Raw genomic sequence first — 22,895 nt, 5'->3', positions numbered from 1 at the left:
GGGATCTCTGATGAAACGAACGCTGAAAAATACCTTGCTGCTGTTGCCACTGCTTGTCGTGCTGCTGTTTGTGGTCGGGATGTTTATCAACAGCCTAGGCTGTCATTACGACCTGAAAATGTCAGCCAATGGAGTCAACTATCACGGGGTGTGCCGCTGGGGCAAAATTACCGTGATCGAAGAGGAGGAGGCGACCAGGGAGAAGTGGCGGGTGACCGGTTTTCAACTTACCTTCTTCAACCAGCTTGTTTACCTCATCGACAGTCGTACCCAACTGCACGAATCGGGTAACGATGACTCCTATCTCAATGAGTACAACCTGATCCAGTCGCAATATGCGCTGGTCAACTATGCCTGGGTGCCGCTGACTGAAAACAAGGTGGCGATCTTCCAGCGCGATCCGGTGCATGAGGTCGTGATTGCCCAGCGAGATGGCTGGTTCGATCTCTATCGCTGGTTCTTCCCCCCGGCACCGCTGGTACCTGTTCAACCACAAAGCGCAGTTGCCGGGCGTCCCGCTAGTTTCTAAATAACTTGCACCAAGGGCCGGTGACCTCGCAGTGGCCTGTCTCATCACTGTTTTGCCAGCCCAGCCGATGGTAGAAGGCTACTGCCGCCGTGTTGCGAGTCGCAACCTTGAGCGAGCCGTGCGGCGAATCAGCGAGGCCCCGCTCCAGCAGGGCGCGTCCTATCCCCTGACCGTGCCAGTCGCTTGACACATAGAGGTGATGGACGAAGTGATCGGGCTGCCAGATGGCGATAAAGCCGCAGATATTGTCCCCCTGTTCGGCTACCCACACCTGTTCACCTTTGGTCTGTTCCTCGAAATCCTCGAGTTGGAAACGGGCGGGATCGACCCAGTGAAAGGTGTGGCGGCGGCTCTTTAAAAACAACCGGGCCAGTTGGGGAATGTCGTGTTCTTCCATGAGCCGGATCATGATGCCCTCCCGGATCAAGCCAATGTTCATTGAGGCAGCTGCACAGCGGCAGGTTAATCGATGCAAATGACAAGGGTGTGATTAAGCACTGTCCATTGTGTTTGCCATGGGGCTATACTGCCGGAGTCCCTTGTATGGATGGCTTGAGGATCGCTGATTTATGGACAATAAACTGATTGAAGGCAACATTTTTGTGCCGGCGCACATAGACGATGTCTGGCACGCCTGGACTACCGAAAGCGGTCTGCGCAGTTTTCTGGCTCCCGAATGTTTGATGGTGGCCGAACCGAATGGTCCTTTCGAGATCTACTTCAGGCCTGATGCCCCGCTGGGTGAACGTGGCAGCGAAGGGTGCAGGGTCATGGCCGTCATGCCCTATGACCTGCTCAGTTTCAGCTGGAATTTCCCGCCCAGTCTGCCCCATATCCGCCAGCAAAAAACCCAGGTTTGCCTGCGCTTTGTGCCAGAAGGGCAGGGCACTCGCCTCTACTTCCTGCAGAGCGGTTGGGCCAATGATCCGGATTGGGATCAGGGTTATGCCTATTTTCGGGAAGAGTGGCTGGAGACCAGCCTGCCACGGTTGCAGTACCGTTTTACCCACGGTCCCATCGATTGGAACAATCCTCCCGACAAGGCACAGCTGAAGGCGCTGGCCCAGTAATTCCGGATATCAGACATAAAAAAAACCGGCCAAAAGGCCGGTTGAAACAGTTCAGGCTTGTCAGGTGACAAACGTATCCAGCGGATGAGAGTCGCTTTCCACTCCTTGTGAAGCACAACCCTCTTGGTTACGTGCGGCTACTTTATGCCATTCACACTGAATCGAGGCTGAACCATGGATGATCCCGCCTCGTTCCCCTCTTCAATCAGATAGTGATCCCCATCGACTGGCGCAAGTAAGCGCCCGCACCGAGCAGCCCTGGCCCTTCATGGGTGATCAGGAACACCGGGATCTCCTTGAGGTAGGATTTGAAGCGCCCCTTGTCTTCAAAGGCGACCCGGAAACCGGAACCGGTAAAGAACTCCTGGAAGCGCGGCACTATGCCACCTGCGATATAGACGCCGCCAAAGGTGCCCATATTGAGGGCCAGATTGCCGGCAAAGCGGCCCATCAGCACGCAGAACAGGCTCAGGGTGCGACGGCAATCGAGGCACTCCCCGGCCAGTGCGCGCTCGGTAATGTCTTTGGGGGCAAAAGGTTCTGGCTCACGGCCATCGGATTTCACCAGCCCGCGATAGAGATTGACCAGGCCCGGGCCGGAGAGGAAACGCTCTGCCGAGACATGGCCCAATTCGCCTCGCATTACTTGCAGCACCGCATCTTCCTCTTCGGTGTTGGCAGCAAAATCCACATGACCACCTTCACCCGGCAGGCTCAGCCACTGCTCACCCGCCTTGACCAGATGGGCGACTCCTAGGCCGGTGCCTGCACCATAGATGGCGATGGGCTTGCCCGCTACCGGCGCGGCGCCGCCAAGCTGGATGCGATCCGATTCAGCCAATACCGGCACCGCCATCGAGACCGCAGTAAAGTCGTTGATCACTTGCAGGCGTGCCAGCCCGAGATTGCTCTGCATCTCGCTGATGGAGAACTCCCAGCTGTGGTTGGTCATGGCAACCCAGTCACCGTTGATGGGGCAGGCGATGGCGATGCAGGCTTCAGCCACCTGTACCTTGTGTTCTTCCAGATAGAGGCGTACCACGGCTTCAAGGCTGGGATGGGCCAGACCTGAGTAGGTCTTTGCCTGACAGATAGTACCGGTGGCCAGCTCACACAGGGCCAGACGCGCATTGGTGCCGCCGACATCGCCGACCAGCGCATGGGTATGCTGCATAACAACTCCTTCGTTACAGGATGGGGACGACTCTGGTGTCCCGAAATTATTGTTGGATTATGACGGCCCATTCTATCCGAGCTCAGGCTTGCTCACCCGCCGGATCGATACAAACGTGCGCCTGCTCACAGTGTTGTTGCTTTGCAACATTTGTAAGCGCTTTCATGGCTAGGTGACGTTTTGTAACGAAAAGTACGAAATAATTAGAGATGAGTCATACTTTGTATGGCAGGCGTTAGTTGCGATAACCGCTTGTCTTGTATAGTCCTTAGCTTGAATGGAAACTTGCTTAGCCGTAGATTGAGTGCAAAGACACTGAAGCTAAATTACAAAAACGCCTGGTGGTGATGATGAATACCCTTGATAAAATTACGAACAACTTGGAAAGTTTCAGTAAATCAGAACGCAAGGTTGCCGAGGTGATCCTGGCGTCTCCCCAGACCGCCATCCACTCCAGCATCGCCGCTCTGGCCAAGATGGCCGACGTCAGTGAACCGACCGTCAACCGCTTTTGCCGCCGTCTCGATACCAAGGGCTTTCCTGATTTCAAACTCCATCTGGCCCAGAGCCTGGCCAATGGCACCCCTTACGTAAATCGTCATGTGGAAGCGGAAGATGGGCCGGATACCTATACCGCCAAGATCTTCGAATCCACTATGGCCTGTCTGGATGCCGCCAAAAACAGCCTGGATATCTCTGCCATCAACCGCTGCGTCGATATCCTGACCCAGTCCAAGAAGATCAGCTTCTTCGGCCTGGGTGCCTCCTCCGCCGTTGCCCGCGATGCCCAGAACAAATTCTTTCGTTTCAACATTCCGGTAGTGAGCTTTGACGATATCGTCATGATGCGCATGAGCTGCATCAACAGCAGCGAAGGGGATGTGGTGGTGCTGATCTCCCACACCGGCCGCACCAAGGCGTTGGTCGAGATCGCCGCGCTGGCCCGCGAGAACGACGCCACCGTGATCGGCATGACCGCCAAGGACTCCCCGCTGGCCCGCGAGTGCAACCTGGTGCTCTCCATGGATGTGCCGGAAGATACCGATGTCTATATGCCGATGGCATCCCGCATCGCCCAACTGGCGCTGGTGGATGTGCTGGCGACCGGTTTTACTCTGCGCCGGGGGATGAAATTTCGCGAAAATCTGAAGAAAGTAAAAGAGGGATTGCGCGAATCCCGCTTCGAAACCCCGCACTCTTCCTGAACCGTCGGGGGCTCCGGCCCCCGACTGTCTATGCCACCCGCCTTGGTGTAGTATTGTAATTTAATAACAAAAACCACCCAGATGGTTTGTAAACGGGTGCATCGAGCCATGGGCTTGATGGGGCAGAATCTCAAGTCATATCAACTTCATATTGGAGTCTTTCATGCCTAGACGTACAAAGATTGTAACCACACTCGGTCCGGCTACCGACCGCGAAGGGATCCTCGAAGGGATCATCCGCGCCGGGGCCGACATGGTGCGGATGAACTTCTCTCACGGCACTGCTGAAGACCATATCCTGCGCGCCAATCAGGTGCGTGACATTGCTGCCAAGCTCGGTCGTCACGTCGCCATCATGGGTGATCTGCAAGGCCCGAAAATCCGTGTTTCCACTTTCAAGGATGGCAAAATCTATCTGGCCATCGGTGACAAGTTCATTCTCGACGCGGCGCTCGGCAAGGGTGAAGGTTGTCAGGAGCAGGTCGGTATCGACTACAAGAGCCTGCCAGACGATGTGGTACAGGGCGACATCCTGCTGCTGGACGATGGCCGTGTACAGCTGAAGGTCGAGCAGGTTGAAGGCACCCGCATTCACACCACGGTGACCGTGGCCGGGCCGCTCTCCAACAACAAGGGCATCAACAAGAAAGGGGGCGGTCTCTCCGCTCCGGCCCTGACCGAGAAAGACAAGGAAGACATCAAGACCGCTGCCCGCATGAATGTGGACTATCTGGCTGTCTCCTTCCCGCGCTGTGGCGATGACCTGCGTTACGCCCGCGAGCTGGCCCGCGAAGCCGGTTCCAATGCCAAGATCGTGGCCAAGGTTGAGCGCGCCGAAACCGTCGCCACCGATGAGGCGATGGAAGACATCATCCTCGGTTCCGATGCCGTGATGGTTGCCCGTGGCGATCTGGGTGTCGAGATCGGTGACCCCGAGCTGGTTGGCGTACAGAAGAAGCTGATCCGCCACTCCCGTCGTCTCAACCGTGTGGTGATCACCGCGACCCAGATGATGGAGTCGATGATCAATGCGCCGCTGCCGACTCGTGCAGAGGTCATGGACGTGGCCAACGCCGTGTTGGATGGTACCGATGCGGTGATGCTCTCAGCCGAGACCGCCGCCGGTCAGTTCCCCATCGAGACAGTGACCTCCATGGCGAGCGTCTGTGTCGGTGCCGAGAAGCATCCGAGCCTGAACGTCTCCAACCACCGCATGAGCTACACCTTTACCTCGGTAGAAGAGGCGGTGGCCATGTCCACCATGTATGCGGCCAACCACTTGGAAGGGGTCAAGGCGATCGTGGCGTTGACCGAGTCCGGCACCACGCCGCTGCTGATGTCCCGTATCAGCTCCGGTCTGCCGATCTTTGCCATGTCTCCCCACAACAAGACCCTGGCCTGGACCAATCTCTACCGTGGCGTCACTCCGGTGATGTTTGACGGTGACGAGACCAAACCGGTCTACGAAGTGTGCCGCGACGCGCTGGCCGTGCTCAAGGATAAGGGGCTGTTGCAGAGCGGTGACATGGTGCTGCTGACTCACGGTGACAAGATGGAAACCGTGGGTAGTACCAACACCTGCAAGGTGATGATGGTCGAATAAGCCCGTCCGGTTTTACTGTGCTTAAAAAGGCTGCTCCTCTTTGATGAGCAGCCTTTTTGTTAACCGCTGTCGGGCTGTGGCGGTATAAACAGGACTCAATGATTGCTTAACCGGATTCCCCTTCCGATAATGCGGGGGTGATTTTCAGCGGGTAGCCTGTTGTAGGTGATCGCCCCAGGTAACCCAGACACTCGACAATACGGGAGTGAAAAAATGAACAAGCGTAACTGGTTGCTGGCCCTGTCACTGAGTCTGGCCTTCTCACCCTGTTATGCCGACTGGGCCAAGCTCAAGGCCGCAGCGTCCGATCTGGGAGCGGCAGTGAGCGAGACCAGCAAGGAGGTGTGGCAGGATGTCAGCGATTTTTCCAAAAAGAGCTGGGCTTCCATCTCGGCCTGGGGGGAGGATGCCTTCAATACCGCCGGGGTCTGGACCGACAAGAGCATCGCCACCGGCAAGGAGTGGCTGAAGGCGGCCGACAAGGAGCTCAACGAGATGCTCAACCCCAAGACGGCGAAAGAGGCGAGGATCGCGCTCAATACCATGGCCGACACTGCGCTGATCCGGTTGTTCAACGAGCAGCCATCAGCCAAGTTGTTGTTTGACAAGGCTTATGGCTATGCAGTGTTCGATTCGCGCAAGTTCTCCCTGATGCTGCATACCAATCAGGGGGCCGGGGTGGCAGTCAATCGCAAAACCGGCAAGCACACCTATATGAAGATGTTTGGCGCAGGTCTGGCGGCCGGGATTGGTGGCAAGTTCTATCAGCAGGTGATCCTGTTTGAAGACAAGGCCAGATTCGATGCCTTCGTGACCCAGGGGTGGGAGGCTACCTCCGAAGTGGGCGTGGTGGCAGGCAAGGAGAGCGCCGAGCTTACCGCCAAATACAATGGCGGCATGGCCATCTACCAGATTGGTGAGAAGGGCCTGCTGCTCGATGCCAATATCTCCGGCTCCAAGTACTGGATTGACAAGGACTTGACTGAAACGAGCCGCTAATCCCGCCGTTATCGGTTGCTCACTGCACGCCATGCGCTTGTCGTGATCTTGCCAACAGGCCCGCAGTGCGGGCCTGTTTGTTCTCTCGGTGTCAGTGGGCCGAATAGACCTGCTTGCCCTTGAACATGGTCCAGAGCACCTTGGTCTCCTTGAGCTCTTCGCTTGCTACCTGTTCCAGATTGCGATCCAGCAAGATCAGGTCAGCACTCTTGCCCGCGCTGATGGAGCCAATCTCTTTCTCCCGTCCAATTACCTTGGCGGCGTTGAGGGTATAGGCCTGCAAGATGGCCTGACGGCTGATCTGCTCGCTGGCGGGGGGCAGCAAGCCAAGCTCCCCTTGACGAGTGATTGCGGTATACATGGCGAGGAAAGGGTTGGGGCTGGAGACCGGCCAGTCACTGGCACCGGCGATAATGGCGCCGCTTTGCAGCAAGCTGCCTGCCGGATAGAGGCGGGCTAGCAGTGCCGGGGGCACTTTTCCTTCAAGCAGCAGTGTGGTCGCCACGTTTTTACCGGCCCACAACAGTTGCATCGATGCGGCCACATTGAGCGGTTTGAAACGGGCAATGCTGGCCTGGCTCACCACCTCCAGATGGGTGATGCTGTGCAGCAAGCGGTGATCCTGATTGTGGGCCCGGGCATAGGCGATGGCATCGAGGGATTCACGGATGGCCCGATCGCCGATGGCATGAAAGTGAGCGATAAGTTGATGGGCATCCGCGGTGCGGATCAGCTCGTTAAAACGCTGTTTGTCCAGATCATCCTTGCCGCTGTAACCGGGACGGTTGAGGTAGGGCTCGCTCAACTTGGCGGTCTGGGATGGATACTCGATGACACCATCTTGCAGGATCTTGATCCCCACCAGTTTAACGTCCGGGGCATCTTGAAACTGCTGTTGCAGCGCCAATACGTCATCAATGATGGCGGGTGATGCATGTATCCCCACCAGTGCCAGTGCGGATACATGTCCGGTCAGCTTGCCTTCCCGGGAGAGCATGCTGTACGCCGGCAGCAGGCCGGTATCGCGGCGATCCGGCTCGGCGTTGAAGATGGGGGCGAGGGGGCGAATGTTGCTGATAGGGTCCATCCAGGCGGTAATGCCCACCTGATTGAGTTGTTTGGCGGCAGTCATGATGGCACTGGCAATCGTCTCGTCGCTGACGGGAGGCAGCGCCTTGAGGATGGCATCCCAGCCGCCTTCCGAGGCAAAGCCATTGAGCTTGCCGGATGGGGTGAGGCCAAAATTGCCTTTCAGCGGAGCATAACGACCGTCAAGGGTGTCGGCATCAATGCCAGCCTTGCGCAGCATGGCCTGATTGGCCCAACCGGTGTGGGCATCCGAACCTGCCAGCACTACCGGGATCTGCCGGTATTGCGGGCCATTGAACACCTCATCAAGCAGGGGAAGCTGATGCCAGTAGTCGAGGGAGACATTGCTGTATAGCTCTACATCGCCCAGTGTCAGGCGGGGATCATCCTTGCTGCGGGTCAGAAATTGCTGCACCTGCTCAACCTCATTCATGGCATCGGGAAAGTTAACTGTCATCCCCTGAAAACCGGCAAATGCCGCATGAACATGGCTGTCGATGAGCCCTGGCATCAGGTACTTTCCTTTCAGATCAAGACGCTTGGCATGGTTGCCGAGGCGGGTGCTGACCTCCTGATAGCTGCCGACTGCCACTATCTTTTTACCTTCAATGCCGACCGCTTCCGGGTGAGGGTTCGCCGGATCACCACTGTAGATGGTGCCGCCAAAGATCAGCGTCTGGCTCTGTGACTGGGCATTGGCGGCAGTGGGAAGCGTTACCAGCAGGCTGGCGAGAAACAGCGTTTTGATATTCATGGGCATGACTCCGTCGCTTCAGTGCCCGGAGGCACCGAAGTGGGTAAAGGAAATGAGGTATCGGCTTATCGGTTGATCAGCGGGATACAGATATCAAACACGTAATGATCCCGGTCGGGGTCCGTGCCTGCGTGGTATTGCTCGTAACACGGGCGATCGTCGCAGTTCAGCCCTTGGCCCACTACCCAGCGAAATGCCGTCTCCCAGCAGGCGACCAGTTGATCGCCGCGAGCGATAAAGTGACATACCGCATAGGGGCCCTCGGCGATGGTCTGGGTGGTTAACTGGCGCCCAGCGGGGATCTCTGGCCCCAGCTCGATGCAGACGTCAGTACGGCAACGGGTCTCATCGGTGATATCGGGGATATCCCAATAGAGACTCAGGGTACCCGCCGGTGTCATCGCCTCGTCTGAGGCGAACTGCGCGAGCAAATCCCGATGAGCTTGCTCGCAGGTCTCTTTGCCATAGGGGCCCAGGCGGCGCATGTACGCCACGCGCCGGGCGGGCATCTGCCTGACGCTAGCCCCCTGCAACAGACCCGGGTGTTCGGTGACCGGGTGCATGACCAGGCCATCATAGGTGTCAAAGGGAAGGGGATCGTTTCCAATCTTGCTTTTCCAGTTTCCCCCCTGCTGCTGGCGGTATTCCGAAGGACTCATGGCGAAGTGCAGGCGAAAGGCCTTGGCGAAATTCTGGGAGCTGGAGAACCCGGCGGCCAGTGCGAGGGTGGTGATGTCGCTTTGGGGGGAGGCGAGCAAGCGACGGGCAGCGCGCTCCATACGCAGGCGCCGGGTAAATCCGGCAATGGTCTCGCCGACCATCGTCTTGAAAATACGGTGGAAGTGGAAGGTGGAGATGGCCGCTGCTGCTGCGACCTCATCCAGGCCCGGATTGTCATCCAGATGGTGGCTGATGTAGTCCATCGCCTTGAACACGGGTTTGCGATAATCCAGAGCAGACTCCTTGCCAGCCAGCAAAAGTGGGCGTCAGAGTCGGATTTAATCAGAGCCACCTGCCGTTGTCGAACCCGTCCAGCCTGGTCTGGCCACTCATCCGCATCGCGCTTTTAACGCATTGGCACTCTAATTGCTTGTTGCATGCCAGCGTCAATGATTTGTCTGGGGGATGGAAAATGGAAATTAGTGCAAGCAGCCTGATGCAAGAGATGCAGGCGCTCAAGATTGAAGCAGGCGCAACGCCGCTGGCACAACCCGGTCGTCAGGTAACCTCCGACTTTGGTCTGCTGCTGCAACAGGCGCTTGGCAACGTCAACGAACTGCAAGGGGCCGCCAATGACCTGCGCACCCGTTTCGATATGGGCGACAAGTCGGTGGATCTGGCCGAGGTGATGATTGCGGGCCAAAAATCCTCCATCGCCTTTGAAGCCACGGTACAGGTGCGCAACAAGATGGTCGATGCCTACAAGACCATCATGAACATGCCGGTATAAGCGACGCCAATAAACCATGACGACTGAACATCATGAACATGTCAGCAATAAGGACATAAATCGTGGCTACTGACCAAAACGGCGATCTGCTGATAAACGATGAGGGCACCGCCGCCCTCGATGAAAATGAGCAGAAGAGTTCGGCGCTGGGCTTCCTGTCCAACACCGATGTGCTGCGGCAAATCACCCTGATCCTGGGGCTTGCCATCTGTCTGGCCATTGCGGTGTTTATCCTGCTGTGGGGCAAGGAGCCGGATATGCGTCCCCTCGGCACCTACACCACCCAGGAGCTGGTGAAGACTCTCGATTTCCTCGATCAGCAGAAGATCCCCTACGAGGTAGATGGCAAGAGCGTGCTGGTCAACGCCGAAAGTTACCCCACTATCCAGTTGGCCCTGACCCGTGCCGGTCTTGCCAATGCCACCGATAGCAACATCGGTGGTGAGGATATCCTGCTCAAAGATTCCAGTTTCGGCGTCAGCCAGCGGATGGAGAGTGAACGTCTGAAGCTGAGCCGCGAGCGCCAGCTGGCGAGCGCCATCGAGCAGTTCCAGAATGTGGCCAAGGCCCAGGTGCTGCTGGCTATCCCGAAAGACAACGTGTTTGCCCGCAACGAACGCAAACCCAGTGCCACCGTGGTGCTCAACCTGAAAGGGGCGGCGCTGGGGCAGGGGGAGGTGGACTCCATCGTTGATATGGTCGCTTCCGCCGTGCATGGCCTTGAGCCGACCCGCGTCACCGTCACCGACCAGAATGGCCGCCTGCTCAACTCCGGCTCGCAAGACCCGATCTCGGCCCAGACTCGCAAAGAGTTTGCCATGCAGCAAAAGCAGGAGCTGGAGTACAAACAAAAAATTGACGCCATCCTGATCCCGGTGCTGGGGGCCGACAACTATACGGCGGAAGTGGATCTCTCCCTCGACTTCTCCCAGCAGGAGCAGACCCGCAAGACTTACAACCCGGACCTGCCTGCTGTGCGCTCCGAAATGACCATGGAAGAGAACAGCGCCAGCGGCAGCAATGGTGGTGTGCCCGGCGCCCTTTCCAACCAGCCCCCTGCCGCCTCCAATATTCCCGAGGAGGCGACCGGTGGTGATGGTGCCAGCGCTGCCGCTTCGGGCCGTTCCCGCAAAGAGGCAACCCGCAACTTCGAGCTGGATACCACCGTCAGCCATACCCGTCGCCAGATGGGAGGCATTCGCCGCATGACTGTTTCGGTTGCAGTGGATTACAAAGCGGTACCCGGTGCCGACGGGGCTGTGACCCGTGAGGCGCGCACCCAGGCAGAACTCGATACATTGCGTCGTTTGCTGAGCGGTGGCCTTGGCTTTGATGTGACCCGTGGTGATACCCTTGAGGTGGTCGCGATTCCGTTCAATCGCCCAGAGCTGGATACCGTGGCTGAAGTGCCGCTCTACGATCAGCCCTGGTTCTGGCGTGCGGTGCGAATTGCCGCCTCGGTACTGGTGATCATCGTCTTGATCGTCACCGTGGTTCGCCCCATGCTCAAGCGACTGCTCTACCCGGATGCCAAACCGGAAGGGGAAGTGGATTTTGACAACCACACCGTACTGGGTGGCGACGACGAGTTGAGTCTGCTGTCAGCACAAGTCGAGAACGATCAGGTATTTGGTGTACGCGATGGCCAGCTGAAACTGCCGGACCTGCACCGTGACGAAGACTTGCTCAAGGCGGTACGTGCGCTGGTGGCGAACGAGCCGGATCTGGCCGCTCAGGTCATTAAAGAATGGGTAACGAACAAAGATGCCTGAAGAAAAGAAGAGTCAAGTTACCGGCAATGACATCACCGACAGTCAGCGCCAGATCCTCGACCAGATGTCGGGGATGGAGATGGCTGCGGTGCTGATGCTGAGCCTCAATGAAGAGGATGCTGCCCAGATCTTCCGTCATCTCGAGCCCAAGCAGGTGCAGCGGCTCGGTATGTCGATGGCCTCCATGTCCGACTTCAGTCACGATCGGGTGGCGGCGGTGCACCGTCAATTCATCGACGATATCCAGAAGTACACCAACATCGGTATCGGCAGCGAAGACTTCGTGCGCAAGGCGTTGGTGGCGGCCCTTGGCGAGGACAAGGCGAGCAATCTGGTGGATCAGATCATTCTCGGTTCCGGCGCCCGCGGCCTCGATTCGCTCAAGTGGATGGATGCACGTCAGGTGGCCAGCATCATCCAGAATGAACACCCGCAGATCCAGACCATCGTGCTCTCCTATCTGGAGCCGGAGCAATCCGCCGAGATCCTGAGCCAGTTCCCGGAGCAGGTGCGCCTCGATCTGGTGATGCGTATCGCCAACCTCGAAGAGGTACAACCGGCGGCACTGCAAGAGTTGAACGACATCATGGAGAAACAGTTTGCCGGTGCCGCCGGAGCCCAGGCAGCCAAGATGGGCGGCCTGAAGGCAGCCGCCAACATCATGAACTATCTGGATACCAATATCGAAGGCCAGCTGATGGACTCCATCCGCGAGTCGGACGAAGAGATGAGCCAGCAGATCCAGGATTTGATGTTCGTGTTCGAAAACCTCATCGATGTGGACGATCGCGGCATCCAAACCATGCTGCGGGAAGTACCGGGGGATCTGCTGCAACGCGCCCTCAAGGGCTCCGACGATCAGATGCGCGAGAAGATCTTCAAGAACATGTCCAAACGTGCGGCCGAAATGCTGGCGGACGATCTGGAGGCCATGGGGCCGATCCGGGTCTCCGAAGTGGAAGCGGCCCAGAAAGAGATCCTCTCCATCGCCCGTCGTCTGGCGGATGCTGGCGAAATCATGCTGGGTGCCGGTGGCGGCGAGGAGTTCCTCTAAGCCATGGCCCATAAACAGAATTGCGATGCCAAGCCCGCATCAGGCAGTGGTGAGGAGCCGCGCAAAGCATGAACAACAAACTGCGTGGTTATGTGCGCCCCGAGGGTGATGATGCCCGGGTTGAGACCTGGGGCTGGCCCGAGATGGAGGTCGAGGTAGAGGCGGGGGCGCCTACCAATGCCCTCGGCCTGGCCCCTGACTGGTATCAGCAGGAAGAGGAGGTGATGGAGCCGGAGCCCGAACAGGAGCCGACCCCCAGCATCACCGCCGAGGAGCTCGAAGCGATCCGCCAAGCCGCTTGGGAAGAGGGGATGGCCGAGGGACGCGAGTCTGGTTATGCCAAGGGAATGGAAGAGGGCAAACTGGAAGGATTGCAACAGGGCCACTCTGCCGGTCTCGAACAGGGGCGCGAGGAGGGGCTGGCCATGGGCCGCGAGCTGGTGGAGCAGGAGATCGCCCACTGGCAGGGACTCGCCGCCCGCCTTGCCAATCCGCTTAACGAGCTGGATCAGGCGGTGGAGCAGCAACTGGTCTCGCTGGTGATGCAACTGGCCCGCGCGCTTATTCGTCACGAAGCCGAGACCTCCCCCCGCATTCTGCTGGAGGCGCTTAAAGAGGGGCTGGCCTTGCTGCCTGCCGCCGAACAGGGGGTGACTCTGATGTTGCATCCCGACGATATCGCGCGAATCGAACAGGCATTTGGCGCCGACGAGTGCGCCAAGCGCCACTGGCGATTGCAGAGCGATCCCACCCTCTCCCCCGGCGATCTGCAACTGGCTACCGAGCTATCCAGCATCGATTTGACCCTCTCCGGGCGCATCGATCAGCTACTGCGCAACTTCTTGCGGGACAATGCGTCGCAGAAACCGGCTTCGCAGGACTCACGTCCATAACCGATGCCGGACGTTGCCGTCCGGCTGCACTTTTTAGCTCTCAGGAGGCCAGATGAGCGGCTCGCTACTTAACCGGTTGCAAGGGTACAAGGTACGCGACAGCGCCCCTAAACCGCCGGTCGCCGGCAAATTGACCCGGGTGGTGGGGCTGACCCTCGAAGCCATCGGCTGTCGCGCAGCCATCGGTGCCCTCTGCCGCATCGATACCCTTGATGGGACGCTGGAGGCTGAAGTGGTCGGTTTTTCTGGCGATCGCCTCTATCTGATGCCGAGCGAGCAGCTCAAGGGGGTGATCCCCGGTGCCCGGGTGGTGCCCATCACCGAAGAGCACGGCATTCCGGTTGGTATGAACCTGCTTGGTCGGGTCATCGACGGCATCGGCCAGCCACTCGATGGGCTCGGCCCCATTCTCTCCTCCCAGACCGTGCAGTTTGCCCAGCACCGCATCAACCCGCTCTCTCGCCGCCCGATCCATCAGCCGATGGACGTGGGAGTGCGCGCCATCAACGCCGTGCTGACTGTCGGTCAGGGCCAGCGGATGGGGCTGTTTGCCGGTTCCGGTGTCGGTAAATCGGTGCTGCTGGGCATGATGACCCGCGGCTCGGTGGCGGATGTGGTGGTGGTCGGCCTCATCGGTGAACGGGGCCGGGAAGTTAAAGAGTTTATCGAAGACATTCTGGGAGAGGAGGGCCGTGCCCGCTCCGTGGTGGTAGCTGCTCCCGCCGATGCCTCGCCGCTGATGCGGCTCAAGGGGTGTGAAACGGCGCTGGCCATCGCCGAGTATTTCCGCGATCAGGGGCTTAATGTGCTGCTCTTGATGGACTCTCTTACCCGTTACGCTCAGGCCCAGCGTGAGATCGCGCTGGCGGTGGGCGAGCCGCCGGCGACCAAGGGTTATCCGCCCTCGGTATTTGCCAAATTACCGGCGCTGGTGGAGCGGGCGGGTAACGGCAGTGACGGCCAGGGCTCCATCACCGCCTTCTTCACCGTCCTGACCGAGGGGGATGACCTGCAAGATCCTATTGCCGATGCGGCGCGGGCGATCCTCGATGGCCACATAGTGTTGTCGCGCGAGCTGGCCGATGCGGGCCACTATCCGGCCATCGACATCGAGAAGTCCATCAGCCGGGTCATGCCCATGGTCACTTCGCCGGAACATATGGATCTGGCGCGCACCCTCAAGCAGTTCTACTCCCTCTATCAGCAGAACCGGGATCTCATCACCATCGGCGCCTACAGTCAGGGTTCCGATCCGCGCATTGACCGCGCCATCATTCAAAAACCCTATCTGGATCAGTTCTTGCAGCAGGGGATGCGCGAGGTCATTCACTACGATGATGGCCTGCAAGCCTTGCAGATGGTGGCGATGCCATTGATGCGCTGATGATGGTCGGTAACAGAGAGGTCGACGATGAGTAAAGGGTTGGTATTGTTGGCCGATCGGCTGGTGGAAGCGGAGCAGCAGTGTGCGCTGGCACTGGTGAAGGCGCAGCAGGATCTCAAGCTGTTCATGGATCAGCAAAATGCTCTCAACCAGTACCGCCAGATCTATCACCAGCAGTGGACCGATCGCGGCCTGCAGGGTATTTCGCCCCAGCAAAATACCCAGTATCACGCCTTTATCAACAAGCTCGAACAGGCAGCGACCCAGCAGTACGAAGGGGTGTTGCAGGTGCGTCAGGCGCTGGAACAGCGCCGTGAAGAGTGGCTGGCTGCCCAGCAGCGGCGCAAGGCGGTGGAGCTGTTGCTGGAGAAGCAAGCGAGCCGCGAGCAGCAGAAAGCCCAGCGTCAGGAGCAGAAGATGCTGGATGAGTACGCCATGTTGCGACGCTTTCATCAATCTGGCCTGTAACTTGCTTTGATATGGACATTGTCGGCGGCCATCTCTTTGGGGGCCACCAGAATTCAGGGATCCCATCATGATGCAGACACTGTTGACACAAACGCCTTCGGCTCCGGCCAACGGGTTGGACAAAGCGCCTCTGAGCGGTTCCGTCGAGAGCAAAAGTATCGATGGGGGAACCGGCAGCGACAGCAAGGGGGATTTCGCCACCCTGATTGCCAAGGCCCGGAACAGCGAACAGGGCGCCGCCGAGGCCACTCAGGGCGGTAACCATGTCCGATCAGCCAAATCTTTGGCGACCGAGAGCGCCTCTCCCAAAGAGGAGACCAGCAAGGAGCAGGATCCTGACGCCGACAACAAGGTGGAGGAGGTCCCTGCCACCGACTTTCTGCTGCGCCTGCAAGACTCCCTCAAGCTCGATACCTCGCTAGTGACTCCCCAGCTGGCGGTGGCGGCCCAACAGAGCGCCACTGCGGTAGACGGCAATCCGTTGCCGCAAGAGGGTGAGCTGGAGGGGACTGCGCTTGATGAAAGCGAGCAGACTCCTGCCGCTGCCAGAATTGTCCAACAGCTTGCCGGTCAGACCGGGGCGCAGTCGCCGCTGGCGACGACCGCCAATTCGACTCTTGATACCACGGTATCGTCCTCAGCGGCGCGAGTGGTGGCTAAGGGCGATGCCTCTGCTGCCGTTCTCTCATCTGAAGGTGAAGATGCCGCCACTACTGCGGATGGGCAGGCCGGGAAGAAAGCCTCTGCCAAGGGCGAGACCCTCGGGGCAGATGGCCAGCACACCAAGCCCCTCACGGGGGCCGAGCGAATGGCCCAGCTGGCCAAGGTGCTGCCGGTCGATGAGTCGGCAAGCACTGCCAAATCCGCTGAGTCACTCGCTGCAAAAGAGGCTGGCGACAGCAAATCCGATCTCGCCGCCAGCAATGCTTTGACTAACAAGGGGCAGGCGACGCAAGCCGCGACTCAGGGGGCCGCGCTCAAGGCCTTCAATGAGGGGCTCAAGCAGCCTGAGGCGGGTGCTGCAACCACTTCAGCAGCTGCGGATGGAAGTGGGGTAGCTGGCAAGGGGGCAGAAAAGAGTGCCGCCGAGGGTAGCCAGCAGCCAGCCACCGCCGCCAATCAAGGTTCCGCGCCCGTGACGACGGCGCAGAGTGCCGCAGAAAGTGCCGCAGCCCAGAGCAGAGTGACGGCAAATGCGACGGTTCAGAGCGATAGCGCTGCCGCCCCCGTGATGGTGGCGCCGCAGCAGGTGTTGGCACAGGCTGAATCTCAGGGGCCGCAAGCACCGCTGTCGACTATTTCAGCCGGCATCAAGCAGATGGAAGTGACCGGCACTGACGAGGTGCGTAAAGCGGTTTCGCTTGAGGTAAAACCGAAGGCCGGTGAGGCGGAGAAGAGCTTGGTTGCGACGACATCTAGCAGTGAGAGCAGCCCGAGCCAGACCGTTCAGCATGGCCAGAACAGCCAGACTCAGCCACAGGTAGCCGATAGCCGGGCGCCCGCCGCTGAGACGACGCTGCGCCGTGAGCCGCAGAATTTACCCCATTTGAAACTGGCCAGTCAGGAAGCGCCTGCCGAATTGCACCAGAAGGTCAATGTGATGCTGGCCGAGAAACTGCAACAGGCGGAAATTCAGCTCGACCCCCTCGGCCTTGGCAAGATGAAAATCCAGATCCAGATGGGCGCCGACAGCCAAGCCAACGTCCATTTTGTGGTACAACATGGCCAGACCCGCGAGATGCTGGAGCAGGCGATGCCCCGGCTGCGTGACATGCTGGCAGGGCAGGGGATCCAGCTTGGTCAGACGCAGGTGCAGCAGCAGTCGCAACAACAGCAGCAACAGGGCCAGCCCACCTTTAACGGGCAGGGGCAGCAGGGGCAGAGTAGTGGTCAGCCGCGGTCCGGTAACGGGCTGGTTGAAGGGGAACTCACCACATCCAACCCCAGTTTGCTGGTGGAATCGACAAACGGTTCCGGAATTGATTTCTATGCTTGATGCAATCCCGAGTAAGTTTATGATATCGAACAAGTTTGAGACTAGGGTGGACAAGGGATGGCTGACGATAACGAGTTGACTCTAAAAGACCCGGCTGCGGGCAAGAAAAAGAAGCTGATCATTATCATTGCCCTGGCGGTAATTTTGCTGGGCGGTGGTGGTGCTGGCGCCTTCCTGATGCTCTCCGGCTCCGATAAACCGCCCGCTGAAGCTGCGGAAGGTGCCGAGGCCACACCCAAAGAGGAAGCGCCTAAACCTTCCCTCTATGTCGGTATGCCGCGCCCCTTTGTCTTCAACGTCGCAGGTGCCCAGCGAGATCGACTGGTGCAGATCAAGATTCAGCTGATGGTGCGCGGTACCGCCGACGAGACGCTGGCCAAACAGAATATCCCCCTGATTGAAGGCACCTTGCTGCGGGTATTCAGCGCAGCCAGTGCCGAACAGCTGATGACCTTTGAAGGCAAGGAGAAGCTGCGCAAGGATTCACTGGAAGAGTGCCGTCGGGTGCTCAAGGACCTGGTCTCTTCCCCCGTTATCGAACAAGTGCTGTTTACCGGCTTTGTAATGCAGTAGGTGAAGCGTGAGCGATCTGTTAAGTCAGGACGAAATTGATGCCCTCTTGCACGGTGTCGATGATGTCGAAGAGGAAGAGATAGGCGGCGCTGGAGACCCCGGCGTAGCTCAGTTTGACTTCTCCTCCCAAGACCGCATCGTCCGTGGTCGCATGCCGACGCTGGAGCTGGTGAATGAACGTTTCGCCCGCCATATGCGGATCAGCCTGTTCAACATGATGCGTCGTACCGCCGAGGTCTCCATCAACGGCGTGCAGATGCTCAAGTTTGGCGAGTATGTTCATACCCTGTTTGTGCCGACCAGTCTCAACATGGTGCGCTTCCGCCCGCTCAAGGGGACGGCGCTCATCACCATGGAGGCTCGACTGGTCTTCATTCTGGTGGAGAACTTTTTCGGTGGCGATGGCCGTTATCACGCCAAGATTGAAGGGCGCGAATTTACCCCGACCGAGCGGCGCATTATCCAGATGCTGCTCAAACTGGTGTTTGAGGATTACAAGGATGCCTGGGCGCCGGTGATGGACGTGGGGTTCGAGTATCTCGACTCCGAAGTGAACCCGGCAATGGCCAACATCGTCAGCCCGACCGAGGTGATCGTGGTCAGCTCGTTCCACATCGAGCTCGATGGTGGCGGCGGCGACTTCCACGTGGCGATGCCTTATTCCATGCTGGAACCGATCCGCGAGCTGCTGGATGCCGGTGTGCAGAGTGACAAGGGGGATACCGACGTACGTTGGAGCAAGGCGCTGCGTGACGAGATCATGGACGTCAAGGTGGAGCTGCGGGCCAAGCTGCTGGAGACCGAACTCACCCTGCGTGAACTGATGGAGCTGCGACCTGGCGATATCATTCCGGTCGATATGCCGGAAAATCTGCTGGTTTTTGTCGAGGACTTGCCCACTTTCCACGCCAAGATGGGCCGCACCAAGGATAATGTGGCGCTCAAGATCACCGACAAGCTCAAACGTCCGGAAGGGGTCAAGACGGAGATGCATCTGGTGACCCGGGGCGGGGTACGAATTGATGGCGAGGCCGAGCTGGAAGAGCTCGAGCGCAGTATCGAAGATCAACAGCGATAATTGACGGTTTATTACGGTAAACGGTCACGAAGTAGCATAAGGAAACAAGATGAGCGGAACTGAGGAAGAGGATCTGATGGCTGATGCCTGGGCTGCGGCTCTGGAGGAGCAGGTGACGGCGGAAGCCAAGCCAGCCCCGCTGGAAGAGTTGAAAGATGATGCCCCCATCAGTGCCGAGGAGCGTCGCAAGCTCGACACTATTCTCGATATTCCGGTCACTATCGCCATGGAGGTGGGCCGTAGCCAGATCAGCATCCGCAACCTGTTGCAGCTGAACCAGGGCTCGGTGGTGGAGCTGGATCGTGTTGCAGGCGAGCCGCTGGATGTATTGGTCAACGGTACCCTGATCGCTCACGGCGAGGTGGTGGTGGTGAACGACAAGTTCGGTATCCGCCTGACTGACGTCATCAGCCAGATTGAACGGATCAAGAAGCTCAAATGATGCGCCTCCTGTTGTTATTGCTGCCTGTTCCGGCCTTTGCCGAGACAGCGGCATCTGCCAACGTGCCTAGTCTGAGCTCCTGGTTGCTCTCCAGTCTGATGGTGATCGGTCTCATTCTGGTGCTGGGCTTTCTGCTCAAGAAGAGCAAGCTGGCGACCGCCATGGGTGGCGGCCAGATGCGGGTCATCGCCTCGTTGCCGGTGGGTTACAAAGAGAAGCTGCTGGTGGTCAAGGTGGGCGAACAGCAACTGCTGGTCGGCGTAACACCGCAGCAGGTCAACTTTCTCTACCGGCTGGAGGAGCCGCTGGATGAAAACCAACCTCAGGCGTTTTCCCAGCAGCTTGGCAAATTGATGGGCAAGCATGAAAAAAGCTAACGGCTTATGGCTGAAAACGGGGCTGCTGGCCAGCCTGCTGGTACCGCTGTTTTGCTCCTGGCCTGCGCTGGCACAGGACGCCATGTCGGCGGTGACCGTCAAGACCATGGGGGATGGCTCTCAGGAGTACAGCCTGACCCTGCAAGTGCTGGCGCTGATGACCGCGCTCTCCTTCTTGCCGGCCATGGTGATCATGATGACCTCGTTTACCCGCATCATTGTGGTGTTGGGTATCTTGCGCCAGGCGATCGGTCTGCAACAGAGCCCTTCCAACCAGGTGTTGATCGGCATTGCCCTGTTCATGTCGTTCTTCATCATGTCGCCGGTGCTGGATCGCATCAATGATGAGGCTTTGCAGCCCTATCTGGCCGAGACCATTCAGGCAAAGGAGGCGCTGGAGCGGGCCGAGTTGCCCATCCATCAGTTCATGTTGGCCCAGACCCGGATCAAGGATTTAAACACCTTTATGGAGATCGCCAACGTGCAGGTGGAGAAACCTGCCGATGTGCCGCTACGGGTGCTGATCCCGGCGTTTGTCACCAGTGAGCTGAAAACCGCCTTCCAGATTGGTTTTATGTTGTTCTTACCGTTCCTGGTCATCGATCTGGTGGTCGCCAGTATTCTGATGGCGATGGGGATGATGATGCTCTCGCCGATGATCGTCTCGCTGCCCTTCAAGCTGATGCTGTTTGTGATGGTGGATGGCTGGAACCTCATTCTGGGGTCACTGGCCAACAGTTTCGGACTGGGTGCCGGTTAGCCGGTCGAGCGCAAGGAGCCCGAACATGAGTCCTGAAACCTTTGTTGACGTCTTTCGCGAGGCGCTCTGGCTGGTCAATATCATGGTCAGCGCCGTGATCCTGCCCAGCCTCGCAATCGGACTGGTAGTAGCCATCTTTCAGGCCGCCACCTCCATCAACGAACAGACCCTGAGCTTTCTGCCCCGTCTTATCGTGACTCTGTTTGCGCTGGGGGCGGGCGCTCACTGGGGTCTGCAGAGTCTGATGGACTTCTTCATACTGATGGTCAATCAAATCCCCGAGGTGGTGGGATGACCTACACAACCGCTCTGATCATGGAGTGGTTGTCTTCCATCCTCTGGCCGCTGGCGCGGGTGAGCAGCCTGCTGATGGTGATGGCGGTGTTCGGCAGCCGCCTCGCTCCTGCGCGGGTACGGATGGGGCTGGCTCTTGCCATCACCTTTCTGATTGCCCCGCTGCTCCCGAAAATGCCTTCAATTGAACTCTTCTCGGCCGGCAGTTTTCTGGTATTGGGCCAGCAGTTGCTGATCGGTATTGCCCTTGGTCTGATGACCCAGTTTCTGATGGAGAGCTTCGTGATGGCCGGTCAGGTCATCGCCATGCAAACCAGCCTCGGCTTTGCCACCTTGGTGGATCCGATGAATGGCCAGTCGGCCCCCGTGGTGGGGCAGTTTTATCTGATGCTGGCGACCCTGGTGTTTCTGGCGCTGGATGGTCATCTGGTGATGCTGCGGCTGGTGATCCTCAGCTTTGAAACCTTGCCGGTGTCGGACGCTGGACTCACTTTACCGGCCATCCGTACCCTGATCGGTTTTCTCGGAGTGATGTATCAGGCCTCACTGGTGATGGCCCTTTCTGCCATCGTCGCCCTGCTGCTGATCAACTTCGCTTTTGGCGTCATGACCCGGGCGGCGCCGCAGCTCAACATTTTCAGTATCGGTTTTGCGGTCAGTATGATGTCGGGTCTGCTGATCCTCTGGCTCACTATCGGCGGGTTCCTCGGTCACTTTGACATCATGTGGGAGCGGGTGCAGGAGGTTAGCTGCGAGCTGATCAACACCCAGTGCTTCGGGGGCGCTCATGGCTGATACCGACCAGGAACGTACCGAACAACCCACGGGCAAACGACTGCAACAGGCCCGTGAAAAAGGGCAGATTGCACGTTCAAAAGAGCTGGGGACCGCCAGCGTTCTGCTCTCGGCGGTCTTTGGCCTGTTGATGCTCAAGGGCTCTCTGGCGACCGCCATGGTCAAGGTTGTCACCATGGGCTTTACCCTGGACCGGGAGCAGGCGTTCGATCCCAATGCCATGATCGCTATGGTGCCGGCGCTGCTGGGGGAACTGGTGCTTCCGCTGGGGCTGTTGTTCGCGCTGGTGGCGATTGCCGCTTTTATCGGCAACACCCTGATGGGGGGGATGAACTTCTCCACCGAAGCCATGATGCCCAAGATGAGCAAGCTGAGTCCACTCAGCGGCCTCAAGCGCATGTTCGGGGTGCAGTCGCTGATCGAGCTGGTCAAATCCATCGCCAAGGTGGTGTTCATCACCCTGTTTGCCTGGTGGATGTTATCCAGCCAGTTCAATCACCTGCTCAACCTCTCAATGGAGGGTTTCCCCGGCGGCATTATTGATGCGCTGGAGTTGTTTCTCTGGATGTTGATCATCCTCTGCTGCGCCCTGCTTCCCATCGTTGCCATCGACGTGCCGTTCCAGCAGTGGAACCACATGCGTCAGCTCAAGATGACCAAGCAGGAGGTCAAGGACGAGTTCAAGGACAGCGAAGGCAAGCCCGAGGTAAAGGGCAAGATCCGTCAGTTGCAGATGCAGATGGCGATGCGCCGGATGATGGGGGATGTACCCAAGGCCGATGTGGTGATCACCAACCCGACCCACTACTCGGTAGCGCTCAAGTATGATGCGGGCAAACCCGGTGCCGCGCCCAAGGTCGTGGCCAAGGGCACAGATGAAATTGCAATGAAGATCAGGGAGATCGCCAGAGAGTACGAGATCCCCATCATGCCGTCACCAGCCTTGACCCGGGCTATTTACCACTCAACCGAGCTGGGCCACGAGATCCCGGAAGGGCTGTTTGCGGCGGTTGCCCAGGTGCTCGCCTATGTCTTCCAGCTCAAGAAATTCCGCCGTGGTCAGGGGCGCCGTCCCCAGCCGCTGGCTAAAGATCTGCCTATTCCGACCGAATATCGAAAATGACAAAGTTCTGACG

At 58.5% G+C, this 22,895-nt stretch carries 23 protein-coding genes and 1 pseudogene; 20 read left to right on the top strand and 4 right to left on the bottom strand.

Annotated features, from left to right (window positions below; all coding sequences use genetic code 11):
* Positions 1-10: 10 nt before the first annotated feature.
* Positions 11-529 (top strand): hypothetical protein, encoded by a 519-nt coding sequence (locus AB5Y99_RS04750; RefSeq protein WP_042082504.1) that lies wholly within the window; start codon positions 11-13, stop codon positions 527-529.
* Here AB5Y99_RS04750 and AB5Y99_RS04745 read toward each other — a convergent pair.
* Entirely contained in the window at positions 519-938 is a 420-nt protein-coding gene (locus AB5Y99_RS04745; RefSeq protein ID WP_107683709.1) for a GNAT family N-acetyltransferase, read from the bottom strand. The two genes, AB5Y99_RS04750 and AB5Y99_RS04745, sit on opposite strands and share 11 nt — an antisense overlap.
* 160 nt (positions 939-1,098) lie before the next feature.
* Here AB5Y99_RS04745 and AB5Y99_RS04740 point away from each other — a divergent pair, with 160 nt between their 5' ends.
* Positions 1,099-1,599, top strand: coding sequence for an SRPBCC domain-containing protein (locus AB5Y99_RS04740; RefSeq protein WP_005334766.1), 501 nt, complete (start codon positions 1,099-1,101; stop codon positions 1,597-1,599).
* 205 nt (positions 1,600-1,804) lie between these two features.
* Here the strand turns inward: AB5Y99_RS04740 and glk are convergent.
* Positions 1,805-2,776 (bottom strand): annotated as a pseudogene (glk, locus tag AB5Y99_RS04735) (glucokinase); the annotation flags it as partial.
* A gap of 347 nt (positions 2,777-3,123) precedes the next feature.
* On the opposite strand from glk, the gene AB5Y99_RS04730 reads away from it, so the two are divergent.
* From AB5Y99_RS04730 to AB5Y99_RS04720, 3 genes are all read left to right on the top strand, one after another.
* On the top strand, positions 3,124-3,978 hold the full coding sequence (locus AB5Y99_RS04730) for a MurR/RpiR family transcriptional regulator (protein ID WP_005334759.1): 855 nt from the start codon (positions 3,124-3,126) through the stop codon (positions 3,976-3,978).
* Positions 3,979-4,141: 163 nt separating this feature from the next.
* Positions 4,142-5,581: a pyruvate kinase gene (gene pyk / locus AB5Y99_RS04725; protein WP_005353698.1), complete on the top strand. Its 1,440-nt coding sequence runs from the start codon at positions 4,142-4,144 to the stop codon at positions 5,579-5,581.
* 213 nt (positions 5,582-5,794) lie between these two features.
* Positions 5,795-6,580 carry a hypothetical protein gene (locus AB5Y99_RS04720; RefSeq protein WP_005353696.1) on the top strand — a complete coding sequence of 262 codons (786 nt, stop codon included), beginning with the start codon at positions 5,795-5,797 and terminating at the stop codon, positions 6,578-6,580.
* A 91-nt stretch (positions 6,581-6,671) separates the two neighbouring features.
* Here the strand turns inward: AB5Y99_RS04720 and AB5Y99_RS04715 are convergent, their stop codons facing one another.
* Positions 6,672-8,423: an amidohydrolase gene (locus AB5Y99_RS04715; protein WP_368208863.1), complete on the bottom strand. Its 1,752-nt coding sequence runs from the start codon at positions 8,421-8,423 to the stop codon at positions 6,672-6,674.
* A 65-nt stretch (positions 8,424-8,488) separates the two neighbouring features.
* The gene (locus tag AB5Y99_RS04710; RefSeq protein WP_368208861.1) at positions 8,489-9,400 is read right to left on the bottom strand and encodes a GyrI-like domain-containing protein; all 912 of its coding nucleotides are present in this window, start codon (positions 9,398-9,400) and stop codon (positions 8,489-8,491) included.
* A gap of 155 nt (positions 9,401-9,555) precedes the next feature.
* Here AB5Y99_RS04710 and fliE point away from each other — a divergent pair, with 155 nt between their 5' ends.
* The 15 genes from fliE to flhB all read left to right on the top strand — a co-directional run bounded on the left by fliE (position 9,556) and on the right by flhB (position 22,882).
* On the top strand, positions 9,556-9,873 hold the full coding sequence (gene fliE, locus AB5Y99_RS04705; protein ID WP_005353687.1) for a flagellar hook-basal body complex protein FliE: 318 nt from the start codon (positions 9,556-9,558) through the stop codon (positions 9,871-9,873).
* A 62-nt stretch (positions 9,874-9,935) separates the two neighbouring features.
* Positions 9,936-11,645 (top strand): flagellar basal-body MS-ring/collar protein FliF, encoded by a 1,710-nt coding sequence (gene fliF, locus AB5Y99_RS04700; RefSeq protein WP_005334750.1) that lies wholly within the window; start codon positions 9,936-9,938, stop codon positions 11,643-11,645.
* Entirely contained in the window at positions 11,638-12,699 is a 1,062-nt protein-coding gene (gene fliG, locus AB5Y99_RS04695) for a flagellar motor switch protein FliG (RefSeq protein WP_005334749.1), read from the top strand. The genes fliF and fliG overlap by 8 nt, the downstream gene beginning before the upstream one ends.
* Before the next feature lie 68 nt (positions 12,700-12,767).
* Positions 12,768-13,592, top strand: coding sequence for a flagellar assembly protein FliH (gene fliH / locus AB5Y99_RS04690; RefSeq protein WP_368208859.1), 825 nt, complete (start codon positions 12,768-12,770; stop codon positions 13,590-13,592).
* Positions 13,593-13,644: 52 nt separating this feature from the next.
* Positions 13,645-14,976 carry a flagellar protein export ATPase FliI gene (gene fliI / locus AB5Y99_RS04685; RefSeq protein ID WP_005334747.1) on the top strand — a complete coding sequence of 444 codons (1,332 nt, stop codon included), beginning with the start codon at positions 13,645-13,647 and terminating at the stop codon, positions 14,974-14,976.
* Between the two features lie 27 nt (positions 14,977-15,003).
* Positions 15,004-15,444, top strand: a complete 441-nt coding sequence (fliJ, locus tag AB5Y99_RS04680) for a flagellar export protein FliJ (RefSeq protein ID WP_005334746.1) — start codon at positions 15,004-15,006, stop codon at positions 15,442-15,444.
* A gap of 67 nt (positions 15,445-15,511) precedes the next feature.
* Positions 15,512-17,440 carry a flagellar hook-length control protein FliK gene (locus AB5Y99_RS04675; RefSeq protein ID WP_368208857.1) on the top strand — a complete coding sequence of 643 codons (1,929 nt, stop codon included), beginning with the start codon at positions 15,512-15,514 and terminating at the stop codon, positions 17,438-17,440.
* A gap of 57 nt (positions 17,441-17,497) precedes the next feature.
* Positions 17,498-18,013, top strand: a complete 516-nt coding sequence (fliL, locus tag AB5Y99_RS04670; RefSeq protein ID WP_043822474.1) for a flagellar basal body-associated protein FliL — start codon at positions 17,498-17,500, stop codon at positions 18,011-18,013.
* 7 nt (positions 18,014-18,020) lie between these two features.
* Complete coding sequence (gene fliM, locus AB5Y99_RS04665) at positions 18,021-19,091, top strand: flagellar motor switch protein FliM (RefSeq protein WP_005334736.1); 1,071 nt, start codon at positions 18,021-18,023, stop codon at positions 19,089-19,091.
* Positions 19,092-19,140: 49 nt separating this feature from the next.
* Positions 19,141-19,533, top strand: a complete 393-nt coding sequence (gene fliN, locus AB5Y99_RS04660; protein WP_005298791.1) for a flagellar motor switch protein FliN — start codon at positions 19,141-19,143, stop codon at positions 19,531-19,533.
* Positions 19,530-19,910, top strand: a complete 381-nt coding sequence (gene fliO, locus AB5Y99_RS04655) for a flagellar biosynthetic protein FliO (protein ID WP_005362049.1) — start codon at positions 19,530-19,532, stop codon at positions 19,908-19,910. Before fliN ends, fliO begins: the two co-directional genes overlap by 4 nt.
* Complete coding sequence (fliP, locus tag AB5Y99_RS04650) at positions 19,897-20,670, top strand: flagellar type III secretion system pore protein FliP (RefSeq protein WP_319889403.1); 774 nt, start codon at positions 19,897-19,899, stop codon at positions 20,668-20,670. Before fliO ends, fliP begins: the two co-directional genes overlap by 14 nt.
* A gap of 25 nt (positions 20,671-20,695) precedes the next feature.
* Entirely contained in the window at positions 20,696-20,965 is a 270-nt protein-coding gene (fliQ, locus tag AB5Y99_RS04645) for a flagellar biosynthesis protein FliQ (protein WP_069529536.1), read from the top strand.
* The gene (gene fliR / locus AB5Y99_RS04640) at positions 20,962-21,759 is read left to right on the top strand and encodes a flagellar biosynthetic protein FliR (protein WP_368208854.1); all 798 of its coding nucleotides are present in this window, start codon (positions 20,962-20,964) and stop codon (positions 21,757-21,759) included. Before fliQ ends, fliR begins: the two co-directional genes overlap by 4 nt.
* Positions 21,752-22,882: a flagellar biosynthesis protein FlhB gene (gene flhB, locus AB5Y99_RS04635; RefSeq protein WP_019444721.1), complete on the top strand. Its 1,131-nt coding sequence runs from the start codon at positions 21,752-21,754 to the stop codon at positions 22,880-22,882. Before fliR ends, flhB begins: the two co-directional genes overlap by 8 nt.
* The last annotated feature ends 13 nt before the right edge of the window (positions 22,883-22,895 follow it).

Source organism: Aeromonas sp. R4-2, assembly GCF_040908295.1.
GTDB classification, from domain to species: Bacteria; Pseudomonadota; Gammaproteobacteria; order Enterobacterales; family Aeromonadaceae; genus Aeromonas; species Aeromonas veronii.
Note: the sequence above shows the minus strand (reverse complement) of the source record. Positions and strands in the feature narration are given on the sequence as shown.

Coding starts and splice junctions, on each gene's coding strand:
- AB5Y99_RS04750 (WP_042082504.1), top strand. CDS start 11: ATGAAACGAACGCTGAAAAATACCTTGCTGCTGTTGCCACTGCTTGTC.
- AB5Y99_RS04745 (WP_107683709.1), bottom strand. CDS start 938: ATGATCCGGCTCATGGAAGAACACGACATTCCCCAACTGGCCCGGTTG.
- AB5Y99_RS04740 (WP_005334766.1), top strand. CDS start 1,099: ATGGACAATAAACTGATTGAAGGCAACATTTTTGTGCCGGCGCACATA.
- AB5Y99_RS04730 (WP_005334759.1), top strand. CDS start 3,124: ATGAATACCCTTGATAAAATTACGAACAACTTGGAAAGTTTCAGTAAA.
- pyk (WP_005353698.1), top strand. CDS start 4,142: ATGCCTAGACGTACAAAGATTGTAACCACACTCGGTCCGGCTACCGAC.
- AB5Y99_RS04720 (WP_005353696.1), top strand. CDS start 5,795: ATGAACAAGCGTAACTGGTTGCTGGCCCTGTCACTGAGTCTGGCCTTC.
- AB5Y99_RS04715 (WP_368208863.1), bottom strand. CDS start 8,423: ATGAATATCAAAACGCTGTTTCTCGCCAGCCTGCTGGTAACGCTTCCC.
- fliE (WP_005353687.1), top strand. CDS start 9,556: ATGGAAATTAGTGCAAGCAGCCTGATGCAAGAGATGCAGGCGCTCAAG.
- fliG (WP_005334749.1), top strand. CDS start 11,638: ATGCCTGAAGAAAAGAAGAGTCAAGTTACCGGCAATGACATCACCGAC.
- fliH (WP_368208859.1), top strand. CDS start 12,768: ATGAACAACAAACTGCGTGGTTATGTGCGCCCCGAGGGTGATGATGCC.
- fliI (WP_005334747.1), top strand. CDS start 13,645: ATGAGCGGCTCGCTACTTAACCGGTTGCAAGGGTACAAGGTACGCGAC.
- fliJ (WP_005334746.1), top strand. CDS start 15,004: ATGAGTAAAGGGTTGGTATTGTTGGCCGATCGGCTGGTGGAAGCGGAG.
- AB5Y99_RS04675 (WP_368208857.1), top strand. CDS start 15,512: ATGATGCAGACACTGTTGACACAAACGCCTTCGGCTCCGGCCAACGGG.
- fliL (WP_043822474.1), top strand. CDS start 17,498: ATGGCTGACGATAACGAGTTGACTCTAAAAGACCCGGCTGCGGGCAAG.
- fliN (WP_005298791.1), top strand. CDS start 19,141: ATGAGCGGAACTGAGGAAGAGGATCTGATGGCTGATGCCTGGGCTGCG.
- fliO (WP_005362049.1), top strand. CDS start 19,530: ATGATGCGCCTCCTGTTGTTATTGCTGCCTGTTCCGGCCTTTGCCGAG.
- fliP (WP_319889403.1), top strand. CDS start 19,897: ATGAAAAAAGCTAACGGCTTATGGCTGAAAACGGGGCTGCTGGCCAGC.
- fliQ (WP_069529536.1), top strand. CDS start 20,696: ATGAGTCCTGAAACCTTTGTTGACGTCTTTCGCGAGGCGCTCTGGCTG.
- fliR (WP_368208854.1), top strand. CDS start 20,962: ATGACCTACACAACCGCTCTGATCATGGAGTGGTTGTCTTCCATCCTC.
- flhB (WP_019444721.1), top strand. CDS start 21,752: ATGGCTGATACCGACCAGGAACGTACCGAACAACCCACGGGCAAACGA.